The organism is Ferrovibrio sp., from assembly GCF_019636075.1.
Classification (GTDB): domain Bacteria; phylum Pseudomonadota; class Alphaproteobacteria; order Ferrovibrionales; family Ferrovibrionaceae; genus Ferrovibrio.
Genome location: NZ_JAHBYG010000058.1, coordinates 1 through 22481 on the forward strand (window position 1 = coordinate 1; position 22481 = coordinate 22481).

A 22481-nucleotide genomic window follows, 5' to 3' on the forward strand; every position below is an offset into this window, starting at 1 on the left:
AGCCATCACCAGCAGCCACACCGTAACCAGCAACCAACGCGGCCCCATGCCGCCAGTGGCTTCGCCATGTTTGGAACGTACCGCCACCCATTCGCCATTCGGCAACCGCAGATCGATGGCGAAATTCGCCGGGATCAGATCATTGGGCGGCGGCCCAGGCGGCAGGCCGGGTTGCATGCCGCTTTGCGATGGTTCGGGCCCGCCCAGGCCCATCACCACGGGGCGCGGCCGGCCGCGCAGCGGCTCCAGCGGAAGCCAGCCCGGCGGTGGCGGCGGGCGCATCACGATATCGGCATCGCTCAATTGCGGCAGACCGATGCGCAGCCGGCGCTGGAAATCGCGGTGCATCATGCCGCCTGGCGAACCGGGCGCGCGCTCTGCATCGGATTGCGGTTGCGGCAAAGGGCGCATGGGCCTGGCCAGCCGCTCGATCAGCAGCAGATCGCCGGCCTTCTGCTCATCGGATTTCTGTTGCAGCAGATCGGGCCAGCGCCGCTGCAATTCGCGCACGATGTCGTCTTGCCGATAGAGCAGGAACTCGGTGGGCCGGGCCAGCGAGATCAGGATGATGGTGGCAACCTGGGTGCTGACGATCCCGAGCAGGATGATCAGCGCCAGCCGCCAGCCGAGATGGCCGCCCCGGCCAAACAGCGGCGTTTTCATGCCGTGGTAAGTTCCTTCACCTCGGTGGCGAACAGATAGCCGCCGCTGCGCACGGTCTTGATCAGATCAGGCATGTTGGGGTCGCGCTCGATTTTGCGGCGCAGGCGGCTCACCTGCACATCGATGCTGCGGTCGAACAGCCCGGGCGAGCGGCCCCGGGTGAAATCCAGCAATTGTTCCCGGCTCAGCGTCTGGCCCGAATGTTCCACGAAAGCCAGCAGCAGGTCGAATTCACCCGAGGTGAGCGCCACGATGCTGTCGTCGGCAGACCGCAGCAGGCGTTTGCCGATATCCAGGGTCCAGCCGGCGAAAGCATAGAATTGCGCCCGCGTGCGATCGGCGTCGATGGCGTTGGCGGTGCGGCGCAGAACCGCGCGCAACCGGGCCACCAGTTCACGCGGGCTGAACGGCTTCACAATGTAATCGTCGGCGCCGAGTTCCAGGCCCACGATGCGGTCGGCTTCTTCCGAGCGGGCGGTGAGCATGATGATCGGGATGGCCAGTTCCTGGCGCAGGCGGCGGCACAGGCTCATGCCATCCTCGCCGGGCAACATAACATCCAGCACGATGGCATCGAAGCGATGCGCCTTCAGTGCGGCCATCATGCTGGGGCCATCCGTGGCGGTGCCCACGCGGAAATCCTGCTCGGTCAGGAAGCGGGTGAGCAGGGCGCGGATTTCGCGATCGTCGTCTACGATCAGGATATGGGGGCGGCGGGTTGTCATGGCGGCAGTTTATCCCGCTGCCTCGCCGGTCCTGCAATCCACAATCGGGGCAAACTGTAATAATTTTGGTAACAGAATATTGCAGTAGGCTGCGTCTACACCCCTAGATAGCGGTGCTGGATATCGGCGGAACCGGCCAGTTCGGCGGAATTTCCCTGCCAGACCACCCGGCCTTTTTCGATCACGTAATGCCGGTCGGCCAGCTTGGTGAGGGCATCCACATTCTTGTCCACGATCAGGATCGACTGGCCGGCCTGCTTCAATTGTTCCAGGCAATTCCAGATTTCCTGGCGGATCAGCGGTGCCAGGCCTTCGGTGGCTTCATCCAGGATCAGCAGATGCGGATTGGTCATCAGTGCGCGGCCCACCGCCAGCATCTGCTGCTCGCCGCCGGAAAGCTGGTTGCCCATATTGCCGGCGCGTTCTGCCAGGCGGGGGAAAAGCTTCACCACGCGTTCGTAGGTCCAGCCATTATCGCCGGTTTCGCCGCGCCTATTTGCGGCGGTGGCAACCAGGTTTTCCCGCACGCTAAGATTGGGGAATATCTGGCGCCCCTCAGGCACCAGGCCTACGCCCAGCTTGGCCACGCGATAGGCGGCCAGGCCGCGGATTTCGGCATCGCGGAAGCGGATGCTGCCTGTGGCGGCCGGCGTGAGGCCCATGATTGAGCGGATCGTGGTGGTCTTGCCCATGCCGTTGCGGCCCATCAGCGTCACCACTTCGCCGGCATTCACGCGCAATTCCATGCCGAACAGCACCTGGCTGCGGCCATAGAAGGTGTCGATGCCGCTCACATCCAGCAGAAGGCTGCTTATAGCGCGGTTCATACCGGGATTCATGCTACTGGGGCCTCCTCGCCCAGATAGGCCTGGCGCACCTGCGGATTGCGGCGGATCGCGTCGGGCGTGTCGGTGGCGATGGCGCGGCCGTAAACCAGCACGGTGATGCGGTCGGCGAGGGCGAACACCGCTTCCATGTCATGTTCGATCAGCAGGATCGAAACCTTGCCTTTCAGGCCACGCAACATCTCCACCATGCGGGCGGAATCCTCCGGGCCCATGCCGGCCATCGGTTCGTCCAGCAGCAGCAATTGCGGTTTGGTGGCCAGCGCCATGGCCAGTTCCAGTTGGCGGTGTTCGCCATGGCTGAGCGCATTGGCGGGAATATCGGCGCGATGGCCCAGGCCCACTTGCTCCAGCGCGGCGCGGGCCGGCTGCAGCAGGGCGGCATCGTCCATCGCCTTCTGCCAGAAGCGGAAGGAATGCCCATCATGGGCCTGCACCGCCAGCACCACATTCTCCAGCGCGGTGAAATCCAGGAAGATCGACGTGATCTGGAACGAACGCGCCAGGCCGAGATGCGAGCGCGCATGCACGGGCAGGGCGGTGATGTCGCGGCCGAGGAATTCCACGCTGCCGGCATCGGGTTTCAATTCGCCGATCAACTGGCCGATCAGCGTGGTTTTGCCGGCGCCGTTGGGGCCGATGATGGCATGCACTTCGCCAGGCAGGATATCCAGCGAAACGGAATCGGTGGCCAGCAGGCCGCCGAAACGCTTCACCAATTCGCGCACGCGCAATACAGGCTGGCCGCTCATGGCTTGTCTCCGCTTTTCGCATGTCGCCGTAGCCAATGCACCAGGCCCACCAGGGCAACGCAGCCCAGCAGCAGCGCGCCAGGGATCGCCCAGTCGTCGCCATAAACCAGATGCACGCCATGCAGCAGGAAAAAGCCGCCGATGATGCCGAGCAGGATGCCGCCATGGCCACGGCCCAGCGCACCATCGATGCCGCCGCGCGCGAACAGCACCACCAGCACCAGCAGCGGGCCGAATACCAGTTTCCAATATTCGGTATAGCTGGACAGGATTTCCTCCAGCGCCAGGAAGCTTACGGCGCCGAACAGCGGCCCGAACAGGCTGCCCATGCCGCCCAGCACCACCATCACGATCATGTCGCCCGAGCGGGTCCAGTGGATCATCGCCGGGCTGATGAAATCGGTATGGGTGGCCAGCAACGCACCGGCCAGGCCGCAAACCGTGCCGGCAATCACGAAGGCGGTGAGGCGATAGCGCAGTACCGGAAAGCCGATGGCGGCCATGCGGCGATCATTGCTCTTGGCACCGCGCAGCACCATGCCGAACCGCGAATTCACCAGCCGGTGGGTGAGGAAGAGGCTGAGCACCAGCAACGCCCAGCACAGGTAATAAAAGCTCGGCCGATGCGAGAGATTGATCAGCCCGCCGAAATCGGTGCGCTTCAGGATGGTGAGGCCATCGTCGCCGCCATAGGCATAGGCGCCGTTGGCCAGGTAATACACCAGCTGCGACAGCGCCAGGGTGATCATGATGAAGAAGATGCCGCGCGTGCGCAGCGACAGCAGGCCGATCAACAGCGAAAACAACGCCGACATCAGCAATGCCACCGGCCACTGGATCCAGGCGGCATACATTCCATGCTTGGCCAGGATGCCGATGCTGTAGCCGCCCACGCCGATAAAGGCGGCATGGCCGAAGCTGACCAGCCCGCCATAGCCCAGGATCAGGTTCAGGCTGACCGCGGCCAGCGCCAGGATCACGATGCGGGTGAACAGCGTGAGCAGGAAGGGATCTTCGAATACCTCGGCGGCCAGCGGCACCAGGGCCAGGGCGGCCAGCAGCAGCAGGGCCACAGCCGTGGATACGGAGGAACGGAGCGAAGCCGGAACCGACATATGCAATGCTCCGCTTCAGCGACCGGGTGCGGGGAACAGGCCGGCCGGGCGCAGCACCAGCACGCCGGCCATCAGGATATAAACCAGCATCGATGATAAGGCCTGGGCCAGCGTGCCGGCTTCGGATGGATTGAGAAAACTGCCCAGGATATTGGGCAGGAAGGCGCGGCCCATGGTTTCCAGCACGCCCACCAGCACGGCCGCCACGAAGGCGCCGCGGATCGAACCCAGGCCGCCGATCACGATCACCACGAAACACAGGATCAGCACGTTGTCGCCCATGCCGATCTGCACGGTGGAGATCGGGCCAGCCATCAGGCCGGCCAATGCGGCCAGCGCCGAGCCCAGGCCGAATACCAGGGTGAACAGCAATTTGATATCCACCCCCAGCGCGCCCACCATCTCGCGGTTGGAAGCGCCGGCGCGGATCAGCATGCCCAGCCGGGTTTTCTGCACCAGCAGAAACAGGAAGCCGGCGCAAAGCAATCCGGCGGCGATGATGGCGAAGCGATAGGTGGGATAGGGCAGGCCGGGCAGAATTTCGATCTGGCCGGCCAGCAGCGCGGGCAGTTCGATCGCCATGCCGCCGGCGCCGAAGATCAGCCGCGCCAGTTCGTTGAAAAACAGGATCAGGCCGAAGGTGGCCAGCACCTGATCCAGGTGGTCGCGGGCATACAGGCTGCGCAGCGCCACGTATTCGGTGGCCACGCCCAGCAGCATGCCGGCCGGCAGCGCCAGGATCGCACCCAATACGAAACTATCGGTCCATTGCACGAAAACGGCGGCGAAATACGCGCCCATCATGTAGAGCGAGCCATGCGCCAGATTGACCATATCCATGATTCCGAACACCAGCGTGAGGCCGGCGGCTAACAGGAACAGCAACAAGCCGATCTGCAGGCCGTTGAGGAATTGTTCGAAGATCAACAGGGTCATCGGGGCTGTGACTCGTTACGTGATGGGCGCGATATCATACACCGATAGGGTTACATCTTGCACTTCGGCGCATGCAGATCCTGATGCGCGGTCAGCACGGTGTTGATGGTGCGCAGGTCGTAGCCGCCATCGGCGGTCTTGTAGACTTCCTGCTGATAGATATTGCTGATCGGGAAGTGGTTGTTGCCGAACTTGAACGGACCACGCACCGAATCGAACTTGGCCGCCTCCAGCGCCTTGCGCATGGCCGCCTTGTCCTTGAGGTTGCCCTTGGTTGCGGCAACGCCCGATGCGATCAGGTTGATGGCATCATAGCTCTGCGAGGCATAGAAGGTGGGCGTGTCGCCATGTTTCTTCTTGAAGCCATCCACGAATTTCTGGTTGGCGGCAAAGGGCAGGTCGGGGCCCCAGGTCATGGCCAGATAGGTATCCAGCGCCACATCCTTCTGCAATTTAAGCGTGACGGCATCTACCGTGAAGGCGGAGTAGAGCGGGATATCCTTCTTCAGGCCGGCCTGCGCATACTGGGTGAGGAACTGCACGCCCCAGCGGCCCGGGAAGAACACATACACGCCATCCGGCTTGGCGGCGCGGATCTTGGAAATCTCGGCCGAGAAGTCGAGCTGGTCGGGCCATTTGGTCATGTCCTGGCCAACCACTTCGCCCTTGAACAGCGTTTTCACGCCATTCACGCCATCCTGGCCGGCGGCATAATTGGGCGCCACCAGATAGGCGCGCTTGGCACCCTTTTGGTTCAGCAACTCGCCAACGCCCATATGCGGCTGATCATTCTGCCAGGATGCAGCGAAGAAATACGGGCTGCATTGCTCGCCAGCCAATTGCGAGGGGCCGGCATTGGCGCTGATCAGGAAGGTGTTGCTGTCCACCACCGGCTTGTAGGAAGCCAGCAGCACGTTGGACCAGATATAGCCGGCAACGAAATCCACCTTGTCGCGCTGCAACAGCTTTTCGGTCTTCTGCTTGCCCACTTCCGGCTTCTGTTCATCGTCTTCGTAGACGACTTCCACCGGGATGCCGCCCATCTTCCTGCCCAGGTGGTCGAGTGCCAGTTCCACGGCATTCTTCATATCCTGGCCATAGGCGGCATTGGGGCCGGAAAGCGTGGTGACGAAACCGATCTTGACCTTTTTCGCCGGCTGGGCAGCGGCATCCATGGCGGCCAAAGCCAGCGGGCTGGCCAGCAGGGCGGCGCCCAGCAGCATGGAGACGCGGCGCGATATGGCGGTGGTGACGGGGGCTGTGCGGGCTGAAGGCATTGTCACGATTCTCCTGCAAGGGTGGCCAAGATCGGCCATGATAGTCTCGTCCGGCGGGCAGGGCGACGTTTGTCCTCCGCCCCGGTCGGATAAGGCATATTGCCCTGCCGAAGTCTCTCCCTGCAAAATTTATTTTAAGCCTGAAGTAATTTTCCTGCAATCGCAGGCCCGGACTGATTGCAACGCATTCAGCTTGCCCAAAAAACGAGCCAAAAAAAAGCCTCTGCCTTGCGGCAGAGGCTTTCGGGCCCCCGGCGGCGGGGTGACACCGCCGACAGCCTTTTCGAAAGATAGAAGCTTAGAACTTGTAGCCCACGCCCAGGCCGATCACCCAGGGATTGAGGTCTACATCGGCATTGATGGTGGCGCCGGCATTGGTACGCACCGTCACGTCGGTGTTCAGGAAGATCTTCTTCACATCGGCGTTGAGATACCAGCTGTTGCCCAGCGCGTAATCGAAACCGGCCTGCAGGGCCACGCCCCAGGCATTGTCGTAATCCACGCTGCGCAAGCCGGAGCCGACCTTCTCGTTGTAGAAGATCGCATAGGTGGCGCCGAGGCCGACATAGGGGCTGAAAGCCGCCTTGGGCTGGAAGTGATATTGCAGCGTCAGGGTAGGCGGCAGCAGCCACACATCGCCCAGGCCGACATTGCCAGCCGTGCTGCCATTCACCGCCATCTTGTGCTTGGTGGTGGCTGCGATCAACTCGGCGGCGATATTGTCGGTGAAGAAGTAGGAAACATCGGCTTCGGCGGTCCAGGTGTTGCTGGCATCCACCTTGCCGCCGATCACGGTGACGGTCGAATCCTCATCCGGTATCACGCCGATCAGGCGACCGCGCAGCATGATGTCGCCGGCGGATTTGCCCTGCTGCTGTTGCTGTGCTGCGGCTTCGGTTGCGGCGATCCCGGCCAGCAGCAGAAAGGCGCCAGCAGCGGCTGCGATAAGTTTGCCCTTGGGCATATTGCGCTCCATTACTTACGGTCGCTACGGCGACCATTGCACTGCGCATCCGGGGAGGAACACGCAGGGCCATAATGGTGCTTAAGGGCGCGGCCACTTTGATCGAGATCAAACCGGGCGCTTTTTTTGCGGAGTGGCGGAAAAAGCAACCCCGCCGGTCTGGTTCGGTCAAATCGGGTCGAACCAGGCCGGCGGGGCGTATCACATCGCTTCGTCGATATTGCTTATTTCATCGCGCATTTCGATGCATAGGGATCCTGGAAATCCTTCAACACGGTGCTGACGGTGCGGATATCGTATTCGCTGTCAGATACCTTGTAGACTTCCTGCTGGTAGATGTTGTGGATCGGGAAATGGTTGTTGCCGAACTTGATCGGGCCACGCACGGAATCGAACTTGGCCGCCTTCAGTGCGGCGCGCACCGCATTCTTGTCCTTCAGGTTGCCCTTGGTGGCGGTCACCGCCGATGCGATCAGGTTGGCCGCATCATAGCTCTGGGCGCCATAGAAGGTGGGCGTCTGGCCATGCTTCTTCTTGAAGTCGGCGACGAATTTCTGATTGGCGGCATAGGGCAGGTCGGGCGCCCACCACAGGGTGAGGAAGGTATCCAGCGCCAGATCCTTCTGCAGTTTAAGCGTAACCGCGTCCACCGTGTAGGCGGAATAAAGCGGGATATCCTTCTTCAGGCCGGCCTGGGCATACTGGGTGTAGAACTGCACGCCCCAGCGGCTGGGGAAGAACACAAAAACCGCATCGGGCTTGGCGGCGCGGATCTTGGAAATCTCGGCTGAGAAGTCCAACTGGTCGGGCCATTTGGTCATGTCCTGGCCCACCACTTCGCCCTTGAACATGGATTTCACGCCATTCACCATATCCTGGCCAGCGGCATAATTGGGCGCCACCAGATAGAGCTTCTTGGCGCCCTTCTGATTCAGCAATTCGCCCATCGCCATGGTGTTCTGGTCATTCTGCCAGGAGGCCGAGAAGAAATACGGGTTGCATTGCTCGCCAGCCAATTGCGAGGGGCCGGCATTGGCGCTGATCAGGAAGGTGTTGCTGTCCACCACCGGCTTGTAGGAAGCCAGCAGCACGTTGGACCAGATATAGCCGGCAACGAAATCCACCTTGTCGCGCTGCAACAGCTTTTCGGTCTTCTGCTTGCCCACTTCCGGCTTCTGTTCATCGTCTTCGTAGACGACTTCCACCGGGATGCCGCCCATCTTCTTGCCCAGATGCTCCAGCGCCAGGTCGAAGGATTGCTTCATGTCCTGACCATAGGCGGCATTGGGGCCCGAGAGGGTGGTGACGAAACCGATCTTGATCTTCTTGGCGGCCTGGGCGGCGGCATCCTGCGCCAAGAGGGGCATGGCGGCCAGCGGCAGCGCGGCCAAAACCAGCGCCGTAGTCCGGCGCAGCATCGTGGTGATCTTCATCGCGTTCTCTCCCTGCATGCTCCGGCTCGTGCCGGCGCTTTGCTTGTTTTTACATCCCGGCCCAGCAAGCCATGGCCACGCCGGGAGTCTACCCGGCTCAGCATGGGCTGGCGATATCTCAAAAAGTAGAGCAAAGCCTGCGGCCAGCCGGTTCGCCCGGTCTGAGGCCACGTCTCCGCCACCCTCGGAAACATCACGATAGGCAGTATAATTCATGAATGGGGCGGAGCAAGAAATATTTTACATGCTGCCGCTTGCCGGTGTCAGGCTCAAATTCGGGTCTAGCCCTCGCCACCCTTCTGCCGCAGCACGAAGCGCTGCACCTTGCCGGTCTGGGTGCGGGGCAGAACATCGAGGAATTCCACCGCGCGGGGATATTTGTAAGGCGCGATCTCGGCTTTCACGAAATCCTGCAAGGCTTTCGCCATGGCAGGGCCGGCCTTGTCCTTGTCGCGCAGCACCACGAAAGCCTTCACGATATGGCCACGTTCGGCATCGGGGGCGGCCACCACGGCGCATTCCGATACATCGGGATGCAGCAGCAGCACGGCCTCCACCTCGGGGCCGGAAATGTTGTAGCCGGCCGAGATGATCATGTCGTCGGTGCGCGCCTGATACCAGTAGAAGCCATCGGCATCGCGCAGGTAGGAATCCCCGGTCAGGTTCCAGCCGTAAGCCGAATAGGCGGCCTGGCGTTCGGGGTTGTCGAGATAGCGCACGCCGGTGGGGCCGCGCACGGCGAGGCGGCCTACTGTGCCATCGGGCACCGGCTTGCCTTCGTCGTCCAGGATGCAGGCCTCATAGCCCGGGATCGGCTTGCCGGTGGCGCCGGGGCGGATGCCGTCGCCTTTTGAGGTAATGAAGATATGCAGCATCTCGGTGGAGCCCAGGCCGTCGATGATCTTGATGCCGGTGGCATCCGCCCAGCCCTGCCAGACCGGCAGCGGCAGGGTTTCGCCCGCCGACACGCATTGCCGCAACGAGCCGATATCGTAGCCGCCCTTAGCCAGCAGCCCGGTCATGGCGCGATAGGCGGTGGGCGCGGTGAACAGGATGGTGACGCCGTATTTCTCGATGCTGCGCAGCATGGTGTCGGGCGTGTATTGCTCCACCAGCAAGGTGGCGCTGCCGCCATGCATGGGAAACGCCACCAGCGCGCCGAGCCCGAAGGTGAAGGCCAATGGCGGGCTGCCGGTGAAGATGTCGTCCGGCCCCGGCTTCAACACATAGCGGTTGAAGGTATCGCAGATCATCATCACATCGCGATGGAAATGCATGCAGCCCTTGGCAGGCCCGGTGGTGCCGGAGGTGAAGGCGATCAGACACACATCATCCCAGGCGGTGTCGCAAGTCTCGAACTCCGCCGGCTTGCCGGCCATCAGGCTTTCCAGCGACTGGCCTTCGGGCGAATAGAAATACAGGCTGCGCTCCAGGCATTGCGATTCCTTCAGCGTGGTTTCCATCTCCTCGCGCAGCCGCCAGTCGCACAAGGCCACCTTGATCTCGGCCTTGTCTGTCATGTAGGTGAGTTCGCGCCAGCGATAGAGCGGCATGGTGGCCACAGCCACCGCGCCCACCTTCATCACCGCGAACCAGCAGGCCACATACATCGGATTGTTCGGCGCGCGCAGCAGCACGCGGTTGCCCGGCACCACGCCCAGATCGTCCACCAGCACATGGGCGATGCGGTTGGCGGTTTCCAGCAGCCGGTTCCAGCTCCAGACCTCGTCGCCGTAATAGATCACCGGCTTGTCGCCATAGATCGCCGCCTGCTTGTCCAGCAATTCGCGGGCGCAATTCATGCGGCGCGGATAATTGGCGATCTCCGGCAGGCATTGCAGATTCATCGGCGGCCATTGCTCGAACGGCGGCAGATGGTCGCGCGGAAACGAATCTAGATGCGCGGAAGGCTCGAAGTCATGCATGGCTGGCCTCGCTGGCAACCAGGTCGGGCAAGGGCATATCGAGATGCATCACCGCGCTGGGCGGCGAGGCGCGGCCCTGGGCGTCATGGGCACGCACGAAATAGCCGTAGCGCAGGCCGCCCAACACATTGGCATCGGTGTATTTGGTGGTCTTGCCGGCTTCCACGATCACCGGGTCATCCTCGGCTTCGATCCGGTAGACATTATACCCGGTCACTGCGGCGGTGCCGGGCAGGGCGGCCTTCCAGGCCAGCTTGATGCGGCCGCGCTCGGTTTCCAGCTTCAGGCCGGCATCGCCATCGGGCCAATGCGGGGCCTCGCCGCCGGCATCGTCGGGCGGGGCCTGGCGGGCATTCTTGGGCCACAGGAAGCAGTTCACTTCCTTGAATTTCTCGTCCAGCTGCTTGCACACATTGCAATAGATGCAGCGCACGATGCGGTCGGTGCGGCTTTCTTCTACCTTGCGCACCCAGTCCGGATCGGCCAGCAATTGCCGCGCCATGCCGATGATATCGGCCTTGCCTTCCTGCAGCAGGCGTTCGGCATCCACCGGGTCGCTGATCTTGCCGACGCTGAATACCGGCACGGAAAAGCCCTTGGCATTGATATATTGCTTGATGGCGGCAGGCAGATGGGCATGCGGCATGGCCGGATACCAGTCGCCCGGCATGCAGCGGTCGCCGGAATAGCCGGTATAGGGATACAGCGGCTGGCCCTCGCGGTGCACGGCATCCTCGAATTTGCCGCCCACGCTGAGCGAGATGTAATCCACGCCCAGATCGGCCATGCGCAGCGCGATGCGCTTGGCATCCTCCACGGTATAGCCTTCCTTGATGGCTTCCTCGGCCAGGAAGCGCACGCCCACGGCCCAATCCTTGCCCACATGGCGGCGCACGCTTTCCATCACCCGGCCGAACATCGCCAGCCGGCCTTCCAGCGTGCGTCCGTCATAGCCATCGCGGCGCGGATTGCGGCGCGACAGGAAGGAAGACAGCGTATAGGCATGGGCCGAATGCAGTTCCACGCCATCATAGCCGGCGGCGCGGGCCCGGGCGGCGGCTTCGCCGAACTGGCGGATGATACTCTCGATATCCTCTTCGCTTAAACTGTCGATGGTCTGGCGCCAGCCATTGCGGGCCACTTTCAGGAAATGGATGATCTGCGGCACCACCTTGCTGTCGGACGTATCATGCACGCGCTGAGTCAGGCGGCGATGGCCGTCGATGAATTCGTCCGACGAAAGCCGCAGCAATGGGCCCGACTTGTTGCCATGCACTGCTGTGGCTTCCACCACGATCAGGCCGACATGGCCTTGGGCATAGCGCACATAGCGGTCGATGATGTCGTCGTTGACGAAGCCATCCTCGCCCGAGAGCCGCGTCACCATTGCCGGTACGGCCACACGATTGGGCAGCACCATGCCATTCACGTTCAGCGGCTCGAGAAGCTTCATGGGGCAGCATCTCCTTCATAAGCGGCCATGGTCTGGCCGGCGATAACCAGCTTGTTGATTTCGGTGGTGCCTTCGTAGATGCGCAGCGCACGCACTTCGCGGTAGAGGCTTTCCACCATATTGCCGCGCTTCACGCCCAAGCCGCCCCAGAGCTGCACGGCGCCATCCACCACGCGCTGCGCCATCTCGGTGGCATACATCTTGGCCATCGAGGCTTCGCGGGTAACCCGCGCGGCGCCCTGATCCTTGGTCCAGGCCGAGCGATAGATCAGCAGGGCGGCGGCGTCGATCTCGGTGGCCATGTCGGCGATGCGGGCCTGGGTGAGTTGATACTCCGCCAGCGCCTTGCCGAACACCTTGCGCTCGCGCACCCGGGCCAGCGCCTCGTCCAATGCACGCCGCGCAAAACCCAGCGCCGCCGCACCAACGGTGGAGCGGAATACATCCAGGTTGCTCATGGCGATCTTGAAGCCTTCGCCGGGCTTGCCGATCAACTGGTCGCCGGGGATGCGGCAATTCTCGAACCGCAGCCGGCCCAGCGGATGCGGTGCCGTCACGTCGATGCGTTCGGCCACGCTGAAGCCCGGGGTTTTGGCATCCACCACGAATACGGCAAGGCCCTTGGCGCCCGGCTGATCGCCCAGCCGCGCGATCACGGTGTATTGGTCGGCGATGCCGCCATTGCTGATCCAGGTCTTTTCGCCGTTCAGCGTAAACCCATTGCCATCGGCTGTCGCCACCGTAGAGATATTCGCCACATCCGATCCGGCATCGGCTTCAGACATCGCCAGCGCGGCGATGCGTTTGCCTTCGGCCACGGCAGGCAGCCAGCGCTGTTTCTGCTCGGGCGTGCCGAACAGCGAGATCGGGCCGGAGCCCAGGCCCTGCATCACGAAACTGAAATCCGCCAGGCCATGATGATAGGCCAGCGTTTCGCGCGCGATGCACAGCGAGCGCACATCCAGCCTGTCATGCAATCCGCCGCCATCGGCGGGCACGGTCAGGCGCAGGAAGCCGGCCTGGCCGAGTTGCTGCACGAAGCCTTTGCAGAGCGCGTCGATATCCTCGTGTTCATCATGATGGCTGGCATGCTGCTTGGCCCAGGCCGATAGCTCGGCCTGCAGCTTGCGATGCGCCGGATCGAAGAATGGCCAGGTGAGATAGCTGCGGTCGGCCATCTCAATCGCCCTCGAAAACCGGCTTCTGCTTGGCGGCGAAGGCGCGATAGGCGCGGCCGTAATCCTTGGTCTGCATGCAGATCGCCTGCGCCTGGGCTTCGGCCTCGATGGCGGAATCGATATCCATGCTCCATTCGCGGTGCAGGCAATCCTTGGTGATGCCATGGGCGAAGGTGGGGCCATCGGCCAGTTCGGCGGCCAGCGCCTGAGCCTCGGTCAGCACCGCCTCGGCTTCCGCCAGGCGATTGAAAAAGCCCCAGCGTTCGCCTTCCTCGCCCGAGAAGCTGCGGCCGGTATAAAGCAGTTCGGCGGCGCGGCCAGATCCGATGATGCGCGGCAGGATGTTGCAGGCGCCCATATCGGCGCCGGCCAGGCCCACGCGCACGAACAGAAATGCAGTCTTGGTGCGCACCGTGCCGATGCGCAGATCGGATGCCATGGCGATGATCGCGCCGGCGCCGGCGCAAATGCCGTCCACGGCGGCCACGATCGGCTGCGGGCAATGGCGCATCGCCTTCACCAGATCGCCGGTCATGCGGGTGAAGGCCAGCAGGCCGGGCATGTCGCCGGTTTCCTGCATTTTCACCAGCGGTCCGATAATCTCATGCACATCGCCGCCCGAGCAGAAATTGCCGCCGGCGCCGGTCACCACCACGGTCTTCACGCTCTTGCTGCGGGCCAGCGCATAGAAGGTGTCGCGCAATTCGCCATAGGAATCGAAGGTGAGGGGATTCTTGCGCTCCGGGCGGTTCAGCGTAACGGTGGCGACCTTGCCGCTCTGGCTCCACAGGAAATGCTGCGGCTGGTAGCTGCCGGCATCGATGGCAGCGGCAATGGTATCGACAACGCTCATTCGTTTTCTCCCGGGTTATTGTCGGGCGCATGGCTGCGCGCCGAGTTCTTCAATTTCGCCAGCAGGGTCATCAACGCGCGCATTTCCTCGCGGCTGAGATCGCCCATCATGGATTCCAGCCAATGTTCATGGATCGGCGTGATGGCATCGAAGGCGCGCTTGCCTTCCGGCGTGAGGCGCACGCGCGACGAGCGCCGGTCATGCTCCGATGGCGTACGCTTCACCAGGCCTTCTTCCACCAATCGGTCGGTAAGGCCGGTGATATTGCCTGCCGAAACCATCATGCGGCCCGAAAGCTCGCCCATGGTCAGTCCATCGGGCGCGCGGTCGAGTTGGGCCAGCAGATCGAAGCGGGGCAGGGTGGTATCGAAATTCTGCCGCAATGCGTTGCGGATTTCGCGTTCGATCAGGCTGGAGCAGGTGAGCAGCCGCAGCCACAGCCGCAATTCCAGCTTGTCGCCGCGATGGGTGGCGGTTTCGCGGTCGCTGGGTTCGGCTGCGGTTCGCTGGGCGTCGCTCATGTCACATCACCTCGCCGCCGGCCACGGCAATCGCCTGGCCGGTCACCGCGCCAGCCGCCGGCATGGCCAGCCACAAAACCGTGGCTGCCACTTCCTCGGGTTTCACCAGCCGGCCCTGCGGATTGCCGGCAGTGAGTTCGGCCAGCGCCTGCTCGCGGCTGCGGCCGGTCTTTTCCACGATGGTGCGGATGCTGGTCTCGGTCATCTCGGTATCCACATAGCCGGGGCAGACCGCGTTGAAGGTGATGTCGCGCTTGGCGTATTCGCGGGCCAGGGCACGCATCAGGCCCACCGCGCCATGCTTGGCGGCGCAATAGGCGGCCACATAGCCATAGCCGGTAAGCCCGGCCGTGGAGGCGATGGTGATCACGCGCGCCTGCGGGCGGCTCAGCAGGCCGGGAATGGCGGCGCGGGTAGCGAAAAACACCCCATCCAGATTCACGTTCAGCATTTCGCGCCAATGGCCGGTATCCATCTTGGCAAACGGCTTGCTGGCGCCGAAGCCGGCATTGTTCACCAGAATATCCAGCGGCCCCTGGGCGGCCTGGGCATCGTTGATGGCTTTGCCGATGGCTGCTTCATCCGCCACATCGGCGGCAAAAGCCCTTACACTATTCTGTAGGGTGGCGCTGTTCTGTGGGCCGGTGATCTCGGCGGCCCGCTGTTGCAGGCTGGCGGCATCGCGGCCCACCAGGCTAAGGGTGGCGCCGGCGGCGGCAAAGGCCTTGGCCACCGCCCAGCCGATGCCGCGCGAAGCCCCGGTCACCAATACATGGCGGCCTGCGAAATGCTGCGGATCGGTCGGCAAAAGCGGCGGGCTGGAAAGCGGCACAGGTTTGCTCCGGGGCTGCTTTTTTGACAGGGAAGAGGGCTGAAATTATTTTAAGTCTAAAATAATTTCCGGGCCTCGGCAAGAAAACAAATCTTCCCCTTGATTGCATCGCAGCGAACCCAAACAGCGTGTGGGTGAAAAGCGGGTCGGAATACCGCTGTCTTTGTGGTAAGTTTCAAAACACCGATTCGCAGATCAGGGAGCAGGAAATAGCCGATGAACCGCCCGGCCAGCCTTGTTGCAGTCTTAGCCCTTTCCGTCCTCGCGCTGGCTGGGTGCCAGAGCGCCCAATTGGGCGGCGGCAACACCAAGGCGCCTGACTCGTCGTCGCGTTCCGCTCCGCCGCAGATTTCCGGCATTGCCTTGCCCGAGGGCTACAGCCTCGATACCAACCGTACCATCATTCTGGGCGAGGGCGAGCGCTGGATCGGCCGGTTGTCCTACTCGATCAACTCGTCGGCCAACGACATGTTCGATTTCATCCGCCGCGAGATGCTCAATCACGGTTGGGTGGAAGTATCCGTGGTGCGTTCCGAGATCAGCCATCTCACCTATATGTCGGCCCAGGGTGATCGCGTTGCCTCCATCCTGGTCAACGCCGCTTCGCTATATGGCTCGCGGGTAGAACTCACGGTGTCGCCCGCAGCCGGTGGTGGCCCTTCGGTGGTGCCGGCGACCCGCAATGTCGGGCCGCAGCCGGCGCGGCGCTGAAGGCGTACCATTTCTCAGAATCCCAGCTATCGGGCCGCCTATCTGGCGGCTGAAGGTTGCGAGGCCGATCTGCGTGCCGAACTCGGTTCGCTAGTGGCGGCGGAGCATGGCCGTTTGTTTCTCAGCCCTGAGCCGGCGGTAAATGCCGCCTGGGCCGCCAATACCTGGCACGATCCGCGCGAAGCCGAAATCGCCTCGATTGCCGAAGCAGCCAATCTGCTGAAGGCAGAGCAGCGCAACTGGGCCGCCTATGCGCCGCTGCATCATCGCCGCGCCAGCCTGATCCAGGAAAAGCTGCCCCATGTTTCGGCCAAGCCGCTGGTTTTCGGCACGCCGCTGCCGCCGGCCCCGATGGGATCCTTCACGTTGCTGGCGCCGGATCGGCTGCTTTATGCCGCCCGCTGCGACAGCGCGCGGCCCAATGGCGAATATGGTTTCGTTGAAAATCGCAACGATCCACCCAGTCGCGCCTACCTCAAGCTGTGGGAAGCGCTCACGCGCCTGGGCGAGATGCCGCAACCGGGCCAGAAATGTCTCGATCTTGGCGCATGTCCGGGCGGCTGGACCTGGGTTATCGCCAGCCTGGGGGCGCAGGTGGATGCCATCGACAAAGCGCCGTTGGCACCCAATGTGGCGGCTATGCCGGGCGTCGTCTGGCGCCAGGGCAGCGCCTTCGCGCTGGATCCGCGCAACGAGCCGGCGGTGGATTGGCTGTTCTCCGATGTGATCTGCTATCCGGCGCGGCTGTTGGCGCTGGTGCAGCGCTGGATCGCGGCAGGCAAGGCGGCCCGGATGCTCTGTACGGTGAAATTCCAGGGCGAGACCGACCACGAAACCGCCCGTGCCTTCGCCGCCATTCCCGGCGCGCGGCTGCTGCACCTGCATCACAACAAACATGAACTGACCTGGTTCTGGTCCGCCGCCGGCTCTGTTGCGCTGCGGTAGCGCATATCCGACGGTAATAAATTCTTTGCGGAATTCCTTTACCTGTTGCCTATACTTTACATGTTTTCGGGTGGGGGAGGCGTGAATGATCTGGTGGGGATTGGCGTTCATCATCGTTGCCGGTGCCGGCGGCACCATGGGTTGGTATTACATCTATGATCGCTGGATTCAGCGCGATCATGCGATCCGCCGCAATTTCCCGATCTATGGCCGCTTCCGTTACATCATGGAGAATCTCGGCGAATATTTTCGCCAATACTGGTTCACCGCCGATTGGGAAGAGCGGCCCTTCAACCGGCTCACCCGGGCCTGGGTGTATCGCTCGGCCAAGGCGGTGTCGAACTACGTGGCGTTCGGCAGCGAAGTGGATGCGCAGCAGCAGGGCCATATCTATTTCCTGCATTCGGCCTTTCCGGTGAATGACGACGAGGCCGAACCCTATACCGGCAAATGGATCGGCCGCGGCATCGTGCAACAGCCCTACAAGCCGAAAAGCTTTTTCAATATCTCCGGCATGTCTTACGGCGCGCTGTCGTCGGCGGCGGTCACCGCGCTTTCGGAAGGCGCGGCGCTCGCCGGTATCTGGCTCGATACCGGCGAAGGCGGCCTCTCGCCCTATCACCTGAAGGGCGGCTGCGACGTGGTATTCCAGATCGGCACGGCCAAATACGGCGTGCGCGACGACGATGGCAATCTCGATGATGCCAAGCTGGCGGCGATGGCGGCGATCCCGCAGGTGAAGATGTTTTGCATCAAGCTCAGCCAGGGCGCCAAGCCGGGGCGCGGCGGCATTCTGCCGGCAGCCAAGGTGAACGAGGAGATTGCCGGCATCCGCCATATCCCCGCCAACAAACCTTCCATCTCGCCCAGCCGGCACCGCGAGATCACCGATGTGTCTTCGCTGGTTGCTTTCATCGGCCGCGTGCGCAAGGTCACCGGCAAGCCGGTCGGCATCAAGATGGCGCTGGGCGACGACAGCTTCATCGATCAGTTGTTCGATTACCTGCAGCATAATCCGATCCAGGCGCCGGATTTCATCCAGCTCGATGGCGCCGAAGGCGGCACCGGCGCCGCACCCGCGCCGCTCGCCGATTATGTGGGCCAATCCATCGTGCAGGCTTTGCCTCTGCTGGCCGAGAAGCGCCGGCAATATGGTTTGCGCAATCGCATCCGCATCATCGCTTCCGGCAAGCTGCTGACGCCGGATAAAGTGGCCTGGGCCTTGTGCCAGGGTGCCGATTTCGTCGTCTCGGCACGCGGCTACATGTTTGCGCTGGGCTGCATCCAGGCGATGAAATGCAATACCGGCCATTGCCCCACTGGCGTCACATCCAACGAACCGCGCTTCATGCGTGGCCTCGATCCCTCCAAGAAAAGCGTGCGCGTGGCCAATTACGCCAAGGCCGTGCTGCATGATGTGGAAGCCATCGCCCATGCCTGCGGCTGCAAAAGCGTGCGCGAATTGAAGGCGCATCATGTGCGCGTGCAGGGCGGTTCGCTGTCGTTGTAGGTAAGGGAGAGTGCGGTCAGTCCCGCGGACGCAGGCGCTTGGCCTGTTCGCCCATGAACCCTTGCAGGCGTTCCATGGTCTGGCGATTCATGGCGTCCTGGCCGTTCAGCATCAGGCTCAGTGCCACGCGGCTCACGCCGATGCGTTCGGCAAGCTGGTCCAGCGAGATCGAGGCGACCTTGCAGGCCTGGGTGACGGCAACCATGGTGCCTTTTTCCACGTAGAAACGGCCCCAGCTTTCCTTCACCTTGATCTTTTCCGGCAACGGCGGCGGCGCCATGCTGTTGCTCATGCCGCGTTGCTGGCCCAGCGGCGTGGCCGGCAGCGCTGCCTTCATGCCATCCACCGAAATGCCCAGGCGTCGGATGCGGCTGGGCGCTTCAGGCGTGGCCGAGCGGCCAGACGAGGGCAGGCCGGCGCCAGCCATTGCGGCGCTGAATTCATCCAGCTTCGGCGCCTGCTCGATGCCGACGCGCAGCAATTCCTCCACCGCACGCAGCAGCATGTCGGCGGGCGGTGCAAGTTCATGCTCGTCGCCGAAGCGGTCGTAATAGGTGGCGATTTCGCTCAACCGGTCGAGCCGGCGCTGCAGGAATTCCCGTGCGCCCAGCGGCAGTTTGCGGCCCGATTGGGTGATCTGCACCATGTAGACGCGGGTGGTGTCCAACTCCAGGATGATCACCTTCCAGCGGATTTTCGACAGGTGTTTGCGCAGCGGTTCGCGCTTGCCGGCGTCGAATTCCGGGATGCGGCCTTCCACGAGATCCACGAACACATAGAAATGTTCGATCTTCTCGACGAAGCGTTTGTAATCCTGGAAATAGGGGCTGGCGTTGTTGCGGGAATCCATAAGCTCCCGGCTCTGGCTTTCCACCACGCCGATCAGCTTCAGGGTTTCCTGAACGACTGCCTTATCCATACCCGTGCCTGGGCCCCGCATTTATCCGTAGGTTGAACTAGTTTGTACCAGATCAGCCTGACGGTTTCATGCAACACAAGATAGGTAAGTCTGCGTTCTATTGCAAGAGAACGTATTTTTCGCGGTTTTTTGTTTGTGTACCAGTTTGCGGGTATCGGTCAGGGCAGCGCATGCGGAGCGCAGAACAACCCTTCTTTACGCAATTCCCGGCAGAATTCCCGCGCGCCGTCGCGTTCGGGGAAACCGCCCAGCAGCACCCGCACGGTTTTGCCGCGCTGACCGCCCAGGTCCACATCCACAAAGCGGGGTGGCAGGCCACCGGCGATCGGCTTGTCTTTGGCCAGGATCGGCCAGGCTTTTTCCGCTTCCGCCAGGCTGCGGTAGCTGGCCACATGGCCGGCGAAGCGGGCCTGCGGCGGCGGCGGCTCCACGGCTTCCACCTTCACCGGTTCGGGCTTGGCTTCCTGGACAGCGGGCATAGCAGGGGCCGGCATGGCAATCGCAACCGGCTTTGTCAGGGGCGGCGGGGTATCTTCCCCAGCCAGCATGCCGCATCCCGCCAGCAAGGCAGCCAAACCGGCAAGGCAGGCCGCGCGATGCAGATGGCCTGATCGCGGGAGACCGGCCATGGCCTTATTTCTCGGTGAGTTTGAACATGTTGCGGTCTAGCAGCGCATTCACCGAAACGGTCTTGGTGCTGCTGGCATCGCGCTCATTCACCAATTGCACATGCACCACGTCTTCGCCCGGAAACTGGATCAGGCGTGTAACGCGCCAAATAAACCCTTGGCGTTGCTCGAATCTTTGGCCGGGAGCAATATCACTGGCCGTCAATTTACCCATAGCGCGCATCCTGTTGCGTCTAAGCGACAAGCTAGAGGATTCCGCCTGCCGCGCCAACCGACGGGGGGATTATGCTTCAACCGGATTGACGGATGGTGAACAGAAACACCCCGTCCTTCTCCTCGGCCTTTTCCAGCCGGTAGCCGTTGGATTCGCACAAAGCCGGTATATCCCGGGCGGCGCCCGGATCGGTGGCCTGCACTTCCAGCGCCTCGCCCGCCGGCAGCGATTGCATCGCCTTGCGGGTCCGCATCAGCGGCAGCGGGCAGCTCAGCCCACGCACGTCCAAAACCTGGCCCATGGCCCAAACTCCATTCATCTTCGCCCGCCTTTTCCGGCAGGAAATCGCTGTAGTTCTTCACTAATTTAGGGGCATTACTATAATAATGGCCACCCTTTCGTGAAATCAAAATCCACCAGCCGGCCGGAGTAGAAATTGATGGAAGCGCTTTCGATCCCGGTGCTGGTAAACCTGTCTGCCCTGGGCTTGGGCCTGTTGCTGGGCGCGCTGGTGCAGCGCACCGATTTCTGCACCATGGGGGCGATCAGCGACTGGGTGCTGATGGGCGATAGCGGCCGGCTGCGGGCCTGGCTGCTGGCCATCGGCGTGGCCATCCTGGGCAGCCAGGCTTTGCATATTGCCGGTTTGATCGATCTTGGCGGCGCCATCTACAGCACCGCAAATTTCGGTTGGGCGGGCGCCTTGATCGGCGGCGCGCTGTTCGGCTTCGGCATGACGCTGGCCGGCGGTTGCGGCAGCCGCAGCCTGGCCCGGCTGGGTGCCGGCAACCTGAAATCCCTGGTCGCCTTACTGGTACTCGGCGTGTTTGCCTACATGACTTTGCGCGGCCTGTTCGCGCCGGTGCGGCTGGGCCTGGAAGCCGCGCTCAATCTCGATCTGAAGGCAGCGGGTGCGGCCGGGCAGGGGCTACCCGATCTGCTTGGCCTGCTGGGTCTGCCGGCAGAGCGCACGCGGCCGGTTCTGGCTGTGCTGCTGGGCGGCGGACTGGTGCTGTTCACGCTGGCCGACAAACGCTTCCGCGCCAGGCCGCATCTGTTGGCCGGTGGCATCGGCATGGGTTTGCTGGTGGTGGCCGGCTGGGCGGTCACCGGCATACTCGGCAATGATGATTTCGATCCCACGCCGCTGGCCTCGATCACCTTCGTGGCGCCGGTGGGCGACAGCCTGATCTATCTGATGACCTTCACCGGCGCCAAGCTCAGCTTCGGCATTTCCACCGTGATCGGCGTGGTCCTCGGCGCATTCTTCATGGCCAGCGCACAGGGCCGCTTCCGTATCGAAAGCTTCGCCAGCCGCCAGGATTTGCAGCATCACCTGCTGGGCGGCGCGTTGATGGGAACCGGCGGCGTATTGGCCCTGGGCTGCACCATCGGCCAGGGCCTCACCGGGCTGTCCACCCTGGCGCTTGGCAGCCTGCTGGCCTTTGCCGGTATCATCGCCGGCTGCCTGCTGGCGCTGCGCTATCTCGAGGATGGCACTCTGCGCGGCGCGGTGAAATCGCTGTTTTAGTTTTTGCCCCGCGTGATTAGGGTGTAGGATATAAAAAGACCATCCGTGAGGATATTGTGCGCATTTCCCTGAAACCCGATCTCGAGGCGATCATCGCTGAAAAACTTGAAACCGGCCGCTATACCGATGCCGAAGCGGTTTTGAGCGATGCTCTACATCTGCTGCAGGATATGGATGAGGCCGCACGGCAGAAGCTTGAGCATCTGCGGCAGGCATTACGCCAGGGCGATGCGGATTTCGCCAGTGGCAATGCCACGGCAATCAACGGCGACGCAGCCTTGCAGGATTTTTTCGCCCGCCTATGAAGCCGCTGCTGATCGGCCGTTCGGCGCGCACCGACCTTGCCAATATCAAGCACCATACGGAAAACAATTGGAGCGATTTGCAGCGGGATGCCTATATGGCGCTGCTGCAGGAAAAATTCGCCATGGTGCAACGCTTTCCCGCCAGTGGCGCGAGGCGGGATTTCCTCTTGCCGGGATTGCGCAGCATTCCAGCCGGGGCACATATTATTTATTACCGCGAAACCGAAGCGGATATCCGTATCCTG

Annotated in this window: 25 protein-coding genes; 6 read left to right on the forward strand and 19 right to left on the reverse strand. The window is 62.6% G+C overall.

Annotation, left to right across the window (positions count from 1 at the left end):
* The 15 genes from KF827_RS17965 to KF827_RS18035 form a co-directional block, all read right to left on the reverse strand.
* Window positions 1-663, reverse strand: a 663-nt coding sequence (locus KF827_RS17965) for a hypothetical protein (protein ID WP_291008409.1), incomplete at its 3' end; no start/stop codon positions are given.
* Complete coding sequence (locus KF827_RS17970; RefSeq protein WP_291008412.1) at window positions 660-1388, reverse strand: response regulator; 729 nt, start codon at window positions 1386-1388, stop codon at window positions 660-662. The genes KF827_RS17970 and KF827_RS17965, both read right to left, overlap by 4 nt.
* A 95-nt stretch (window positions 1389-1483) precedes the next feature.
* Complete coding sequence (locus KF827_RS17975) at window positions 1484-2191, reverse strand: ABC transporter ATP-binding protein (protein ID WP_291008476.1); 708 nt, start codon at window positions 2189-2191, stop codon at window positions 1484-1486.
* A 32-nt stretch (window positions 2192-2223) separates the two neighbouring features.
* Entirely contained in the window at window positions 2224-2985 is a 762-nt protein-coding gene (locus tag KF827_RS17980; protein ID WP_291008415.1) for an ABC transporter ATP-binding protein, read from the reverse strand.
* The gene (locus KF827_RS17985) at window positions 2982-4100 is read right to left on the reverse strand and encodes a branched-chain amino acid ABC transporter permease (protein ID WP_291008418.1); all 1119 of its coding nucleotides are present in this window, start codon (window positions 4098-4100) and stop codon (window positions 2982-2984) included. Before KF827_RS17985 ends, KF827_RS17980 begins: the two co-directional genes overlap by 4 nt.
* Before the next feature lie 15 nt (window positions 4101-4115).
* Entirely contained in the window at window positions 4116-5036 is a 921-nt protein-coding gene (locus tag KF827_RS17990) for a branched-chain amino acid ABC transporter permease (RefSeq protein WP_291008421.1), read from the reverse strand.
* Window positions 5037-5086: 50 nt separating this feature from the next.
* Window positions 5087-6313, reverse strand: a complete 1227-nt coding sequence (locus KF827_RS17995) for an ABC transporter substrate-binding protein (RefSeq protein WP_291008424.1) — start codon at window positions 6311-6313, stop codon at window positions 5087-5089.
* 298 nt (window positions 6314-6611) lie between these two features.
* Complete coding sequence (locus KF827_RS18000) at window positions 6612-7277, reverse strand: OmpW family outer membrane protein (RefSeq protein ID WP_291008427.1); 666 nt, start codon at window positions 7275-7277, stop codon at window positions 6612-6614.
* Between the two features lie 224 nt (window positions 7278-7501).
* Window positions 7502-8710, reverse strand: a complete 1209-nt coding sequence (locus KF827_RS18005) for an ABC transporter substrate-binding protein (protein WP_291008430.1) — start codon at window positions 8708-8710, stop codon at window positions 7502-7504.
* A 281-nt stretch (window positions 8711-8991) separates the two neighbouring features.
* On the reverse strand, window positions 8992-10635 hold the full coding sequence (locus KF827_RS18010) for an AMP-binding protein (RefSeq protein WP_291008433.1): 1644 nt from the start codon (window positions 10633-10635) through the stop codon (window positions 8992-8994).
* Window positions 10628-12088, reverse strand: coding sequence for an NADH:flavin oxidoreductase (locus KF827_RS18015; RefSeq protein WP_291008435.1), 1461 nt, complete (start codon window positions 12086-12088; stop codon window positions 10628-10630). Before KF827_RS18015 ends, KF827_RS18010 begins: the two co-directional genes overlap by 8 nt.
* Entirely contained in the window at window positions 12085-13266 is a 1182-nt protein-coding gene (locus KF827_RS18020; protein WP_291008438.1) for an acyl-CoA dehydrogenase family protein, read from the reverse strand. The genes KF827_RS18015 and KF827_RS18020 overlap by 4 nt, the downstream gene beginning before the upstream one ends.
* Before the next feature lies 1 nt (window position 13267).
* Entirely contained in the window at window positions 13268-14119 is an 852-nt protein-coding gene (locus tag KF827_RS18025) for an enoyl-CoA hydratase family protein (protein ID WP_291008441.1), read from the reverse strand.
* On the reverse strand, window positions 14116-14640 hold the full coding sequence (locus tag KF827_RS18030) for a MarR family transcriptional regulator (RefSeq protein WP_291008443.1): 525 nt from the start codon (window positions 14638-14640) through the stop codon (window positions 14116-14118). The genes KF827_RS18025 and KF827_RS18030 overlap by 4 nt, the downstream gene beginning before the upstream one ends.
* Before the next feature lies 1 nt (window position 14641).
* Window positions 14642-15472: an SDR family NAD(P)-dependent oxidoreductase gene (locus tag KF827_RS18035; protein ID WP_291008446.1), complete on the reverse strand. Its 831-nt coding sequence runs from the start codon at window positions 15470-15472 to the stop codon at window positions 14642-14644.
* A 216-nt stretch (window positions 15473-15688) separates the two neighbouring features.
* Here KF827_RS18035 and KF827_RS18040 point away from each other — a divergent pair, with 216 nt between their 5' ends.
* The 3 genes from KF827_RS18040 to KF827_RS18050 all read left to right on the forward strand — a co-directional run bounded on the left by KF827_RS18040 (window position 15689) and on the right by KF827_RS18050 (window position 18638).
* Window positions 15689-16183 carry a hypothetical protein gene (locus KF827_RS18040; protein WP_291008449.1) on the forward strand — a complete coding sequence of 165 codons (495 nt, stop codon included), beginning with the start codon at window positions 15689-15691 and terminating at the stop codon, window positions 16181-16183.
* 114 nt (window positions 16184-16297) lie between these two features.
* On the forward strand, window positions 16298-17128 hold the full coding sequence (locus KF827_RS18045) for an SAM-dependent methyltransferase (RefSeq protein WP_367273152.1): 831 nt from the start codon (window positions 16298-16300) through the stop codon (window positions 17126-17128).
* Between the two features lie 85 nt (window positions 17129-17213).
* Window positions 17214-18638: an FMN-binding glutamate synthase family protein gene (locus tag KF827_RS18050; protein WP_291008452.1), complete on the forward strand. Its 1425-nt coding sequence runs from the start codon at window positions 17214-17216 to the stop codon at window positions 18636-18638.
* A 16-nt stretch (window positions 18639-18654) separates the two neighbouring features.
* On the opposite strand, the gene KF827_RS18055 is transcribed toward KF827_RS18050, so the two are convergent.
* The 4 genes from KF827_RS18055 to KF827_RS18070 form a co-directional block, all read right to left on the reverse strand.
* The gene (locus tag KF827_RS18055) at window positions 18655-19557 is read right to left on the reverse strand and encodes a helix-turn-helix transcriptional regulator (protein WP_291008455.1); all 903 of its coding nucleotides are present in this window, start codon (window positions 19555-19557) and stop codon (window positions 18655-18657) included.
* 158 nt (window positions 19558-19715) lie between these two features.
* Window positions 19716-20186, reverse strand: coding sequence for an SPOR domain-containing protein (locus KF827_RS18060; protein WP_291008458.1), 471 nt, complete (start codon window positions 20184-20186; stop codon window positions 19716-19718).
* Window positions 20187-20190: 4 nt separating this feature from the next.
* The gene (locus KF827_RS18065) at window positions 20191-20400 is read right to left on the reverse strand and encodes a hypothetical protein (protein WP_291008461.1); all 210 of its coding nucleotides are present in this window, start codon (window positions 20398-20400) and stop codon (window positions 20191-20193) included.
* Window positions 20401-20476: 76 nt separating this feature from the next.
* Complete coding sequence (locus tag KF827_RS18070) at window positions 20477-20701, reverse strand: sulfurtransferase TusA family protein (RefSeq protein ID WP_291008464.1); 225 nt, start codon at window positions 20699-20701, stop codon at window positions 20477-20479.
* Between the two features lie 138 nt (window positions 20702-20839).
* Between KF827_RS18070 and KF827_RS18075 the strand changes: the two genes are divergently transcribed.
* The 3 genes from KF827_RS18075 to KF827_RS18085 form a co-directional block, all read left to right on the forward strand.
* Window positions 20840-21931: a YeeE/YedE family protein gene (locus tag KF827_RS18075; RefSeq protein WP_291008467.1), complete on the forward strand. Its 1092-nt coding sequence runs from the start codon at window positions 20840-20842 to the stop codon at window positions 21929-21931.
* Window positions 21932-21987: 56 nt separating this feature from the next.
* The gene (locus KF827_RS18080; RefSeq protein ID WP_291008470.1) at window positions 21988-22236 is read left to right on the forward strand and encodes a type II toxin-antitoxin system ParD family antitoxin; all 249 of its coding nucleotides are present in this window, start codon (window positions 21988-21990) and stop codon (window positions 22234-22236) included.
* Window positions 22233-22481, forward strand: a 249-nt coding sequence (locus tag KF827_RS18085; protein ID WP_291008473.1) for a type II toxin-antitoxin system RelE/ParE family toxin, incomplete at its 3' end; no start/stop codon positions are given. The genes KF827_RS18080 and KF827_RS18085, both read left to right, overlap by 4 nt.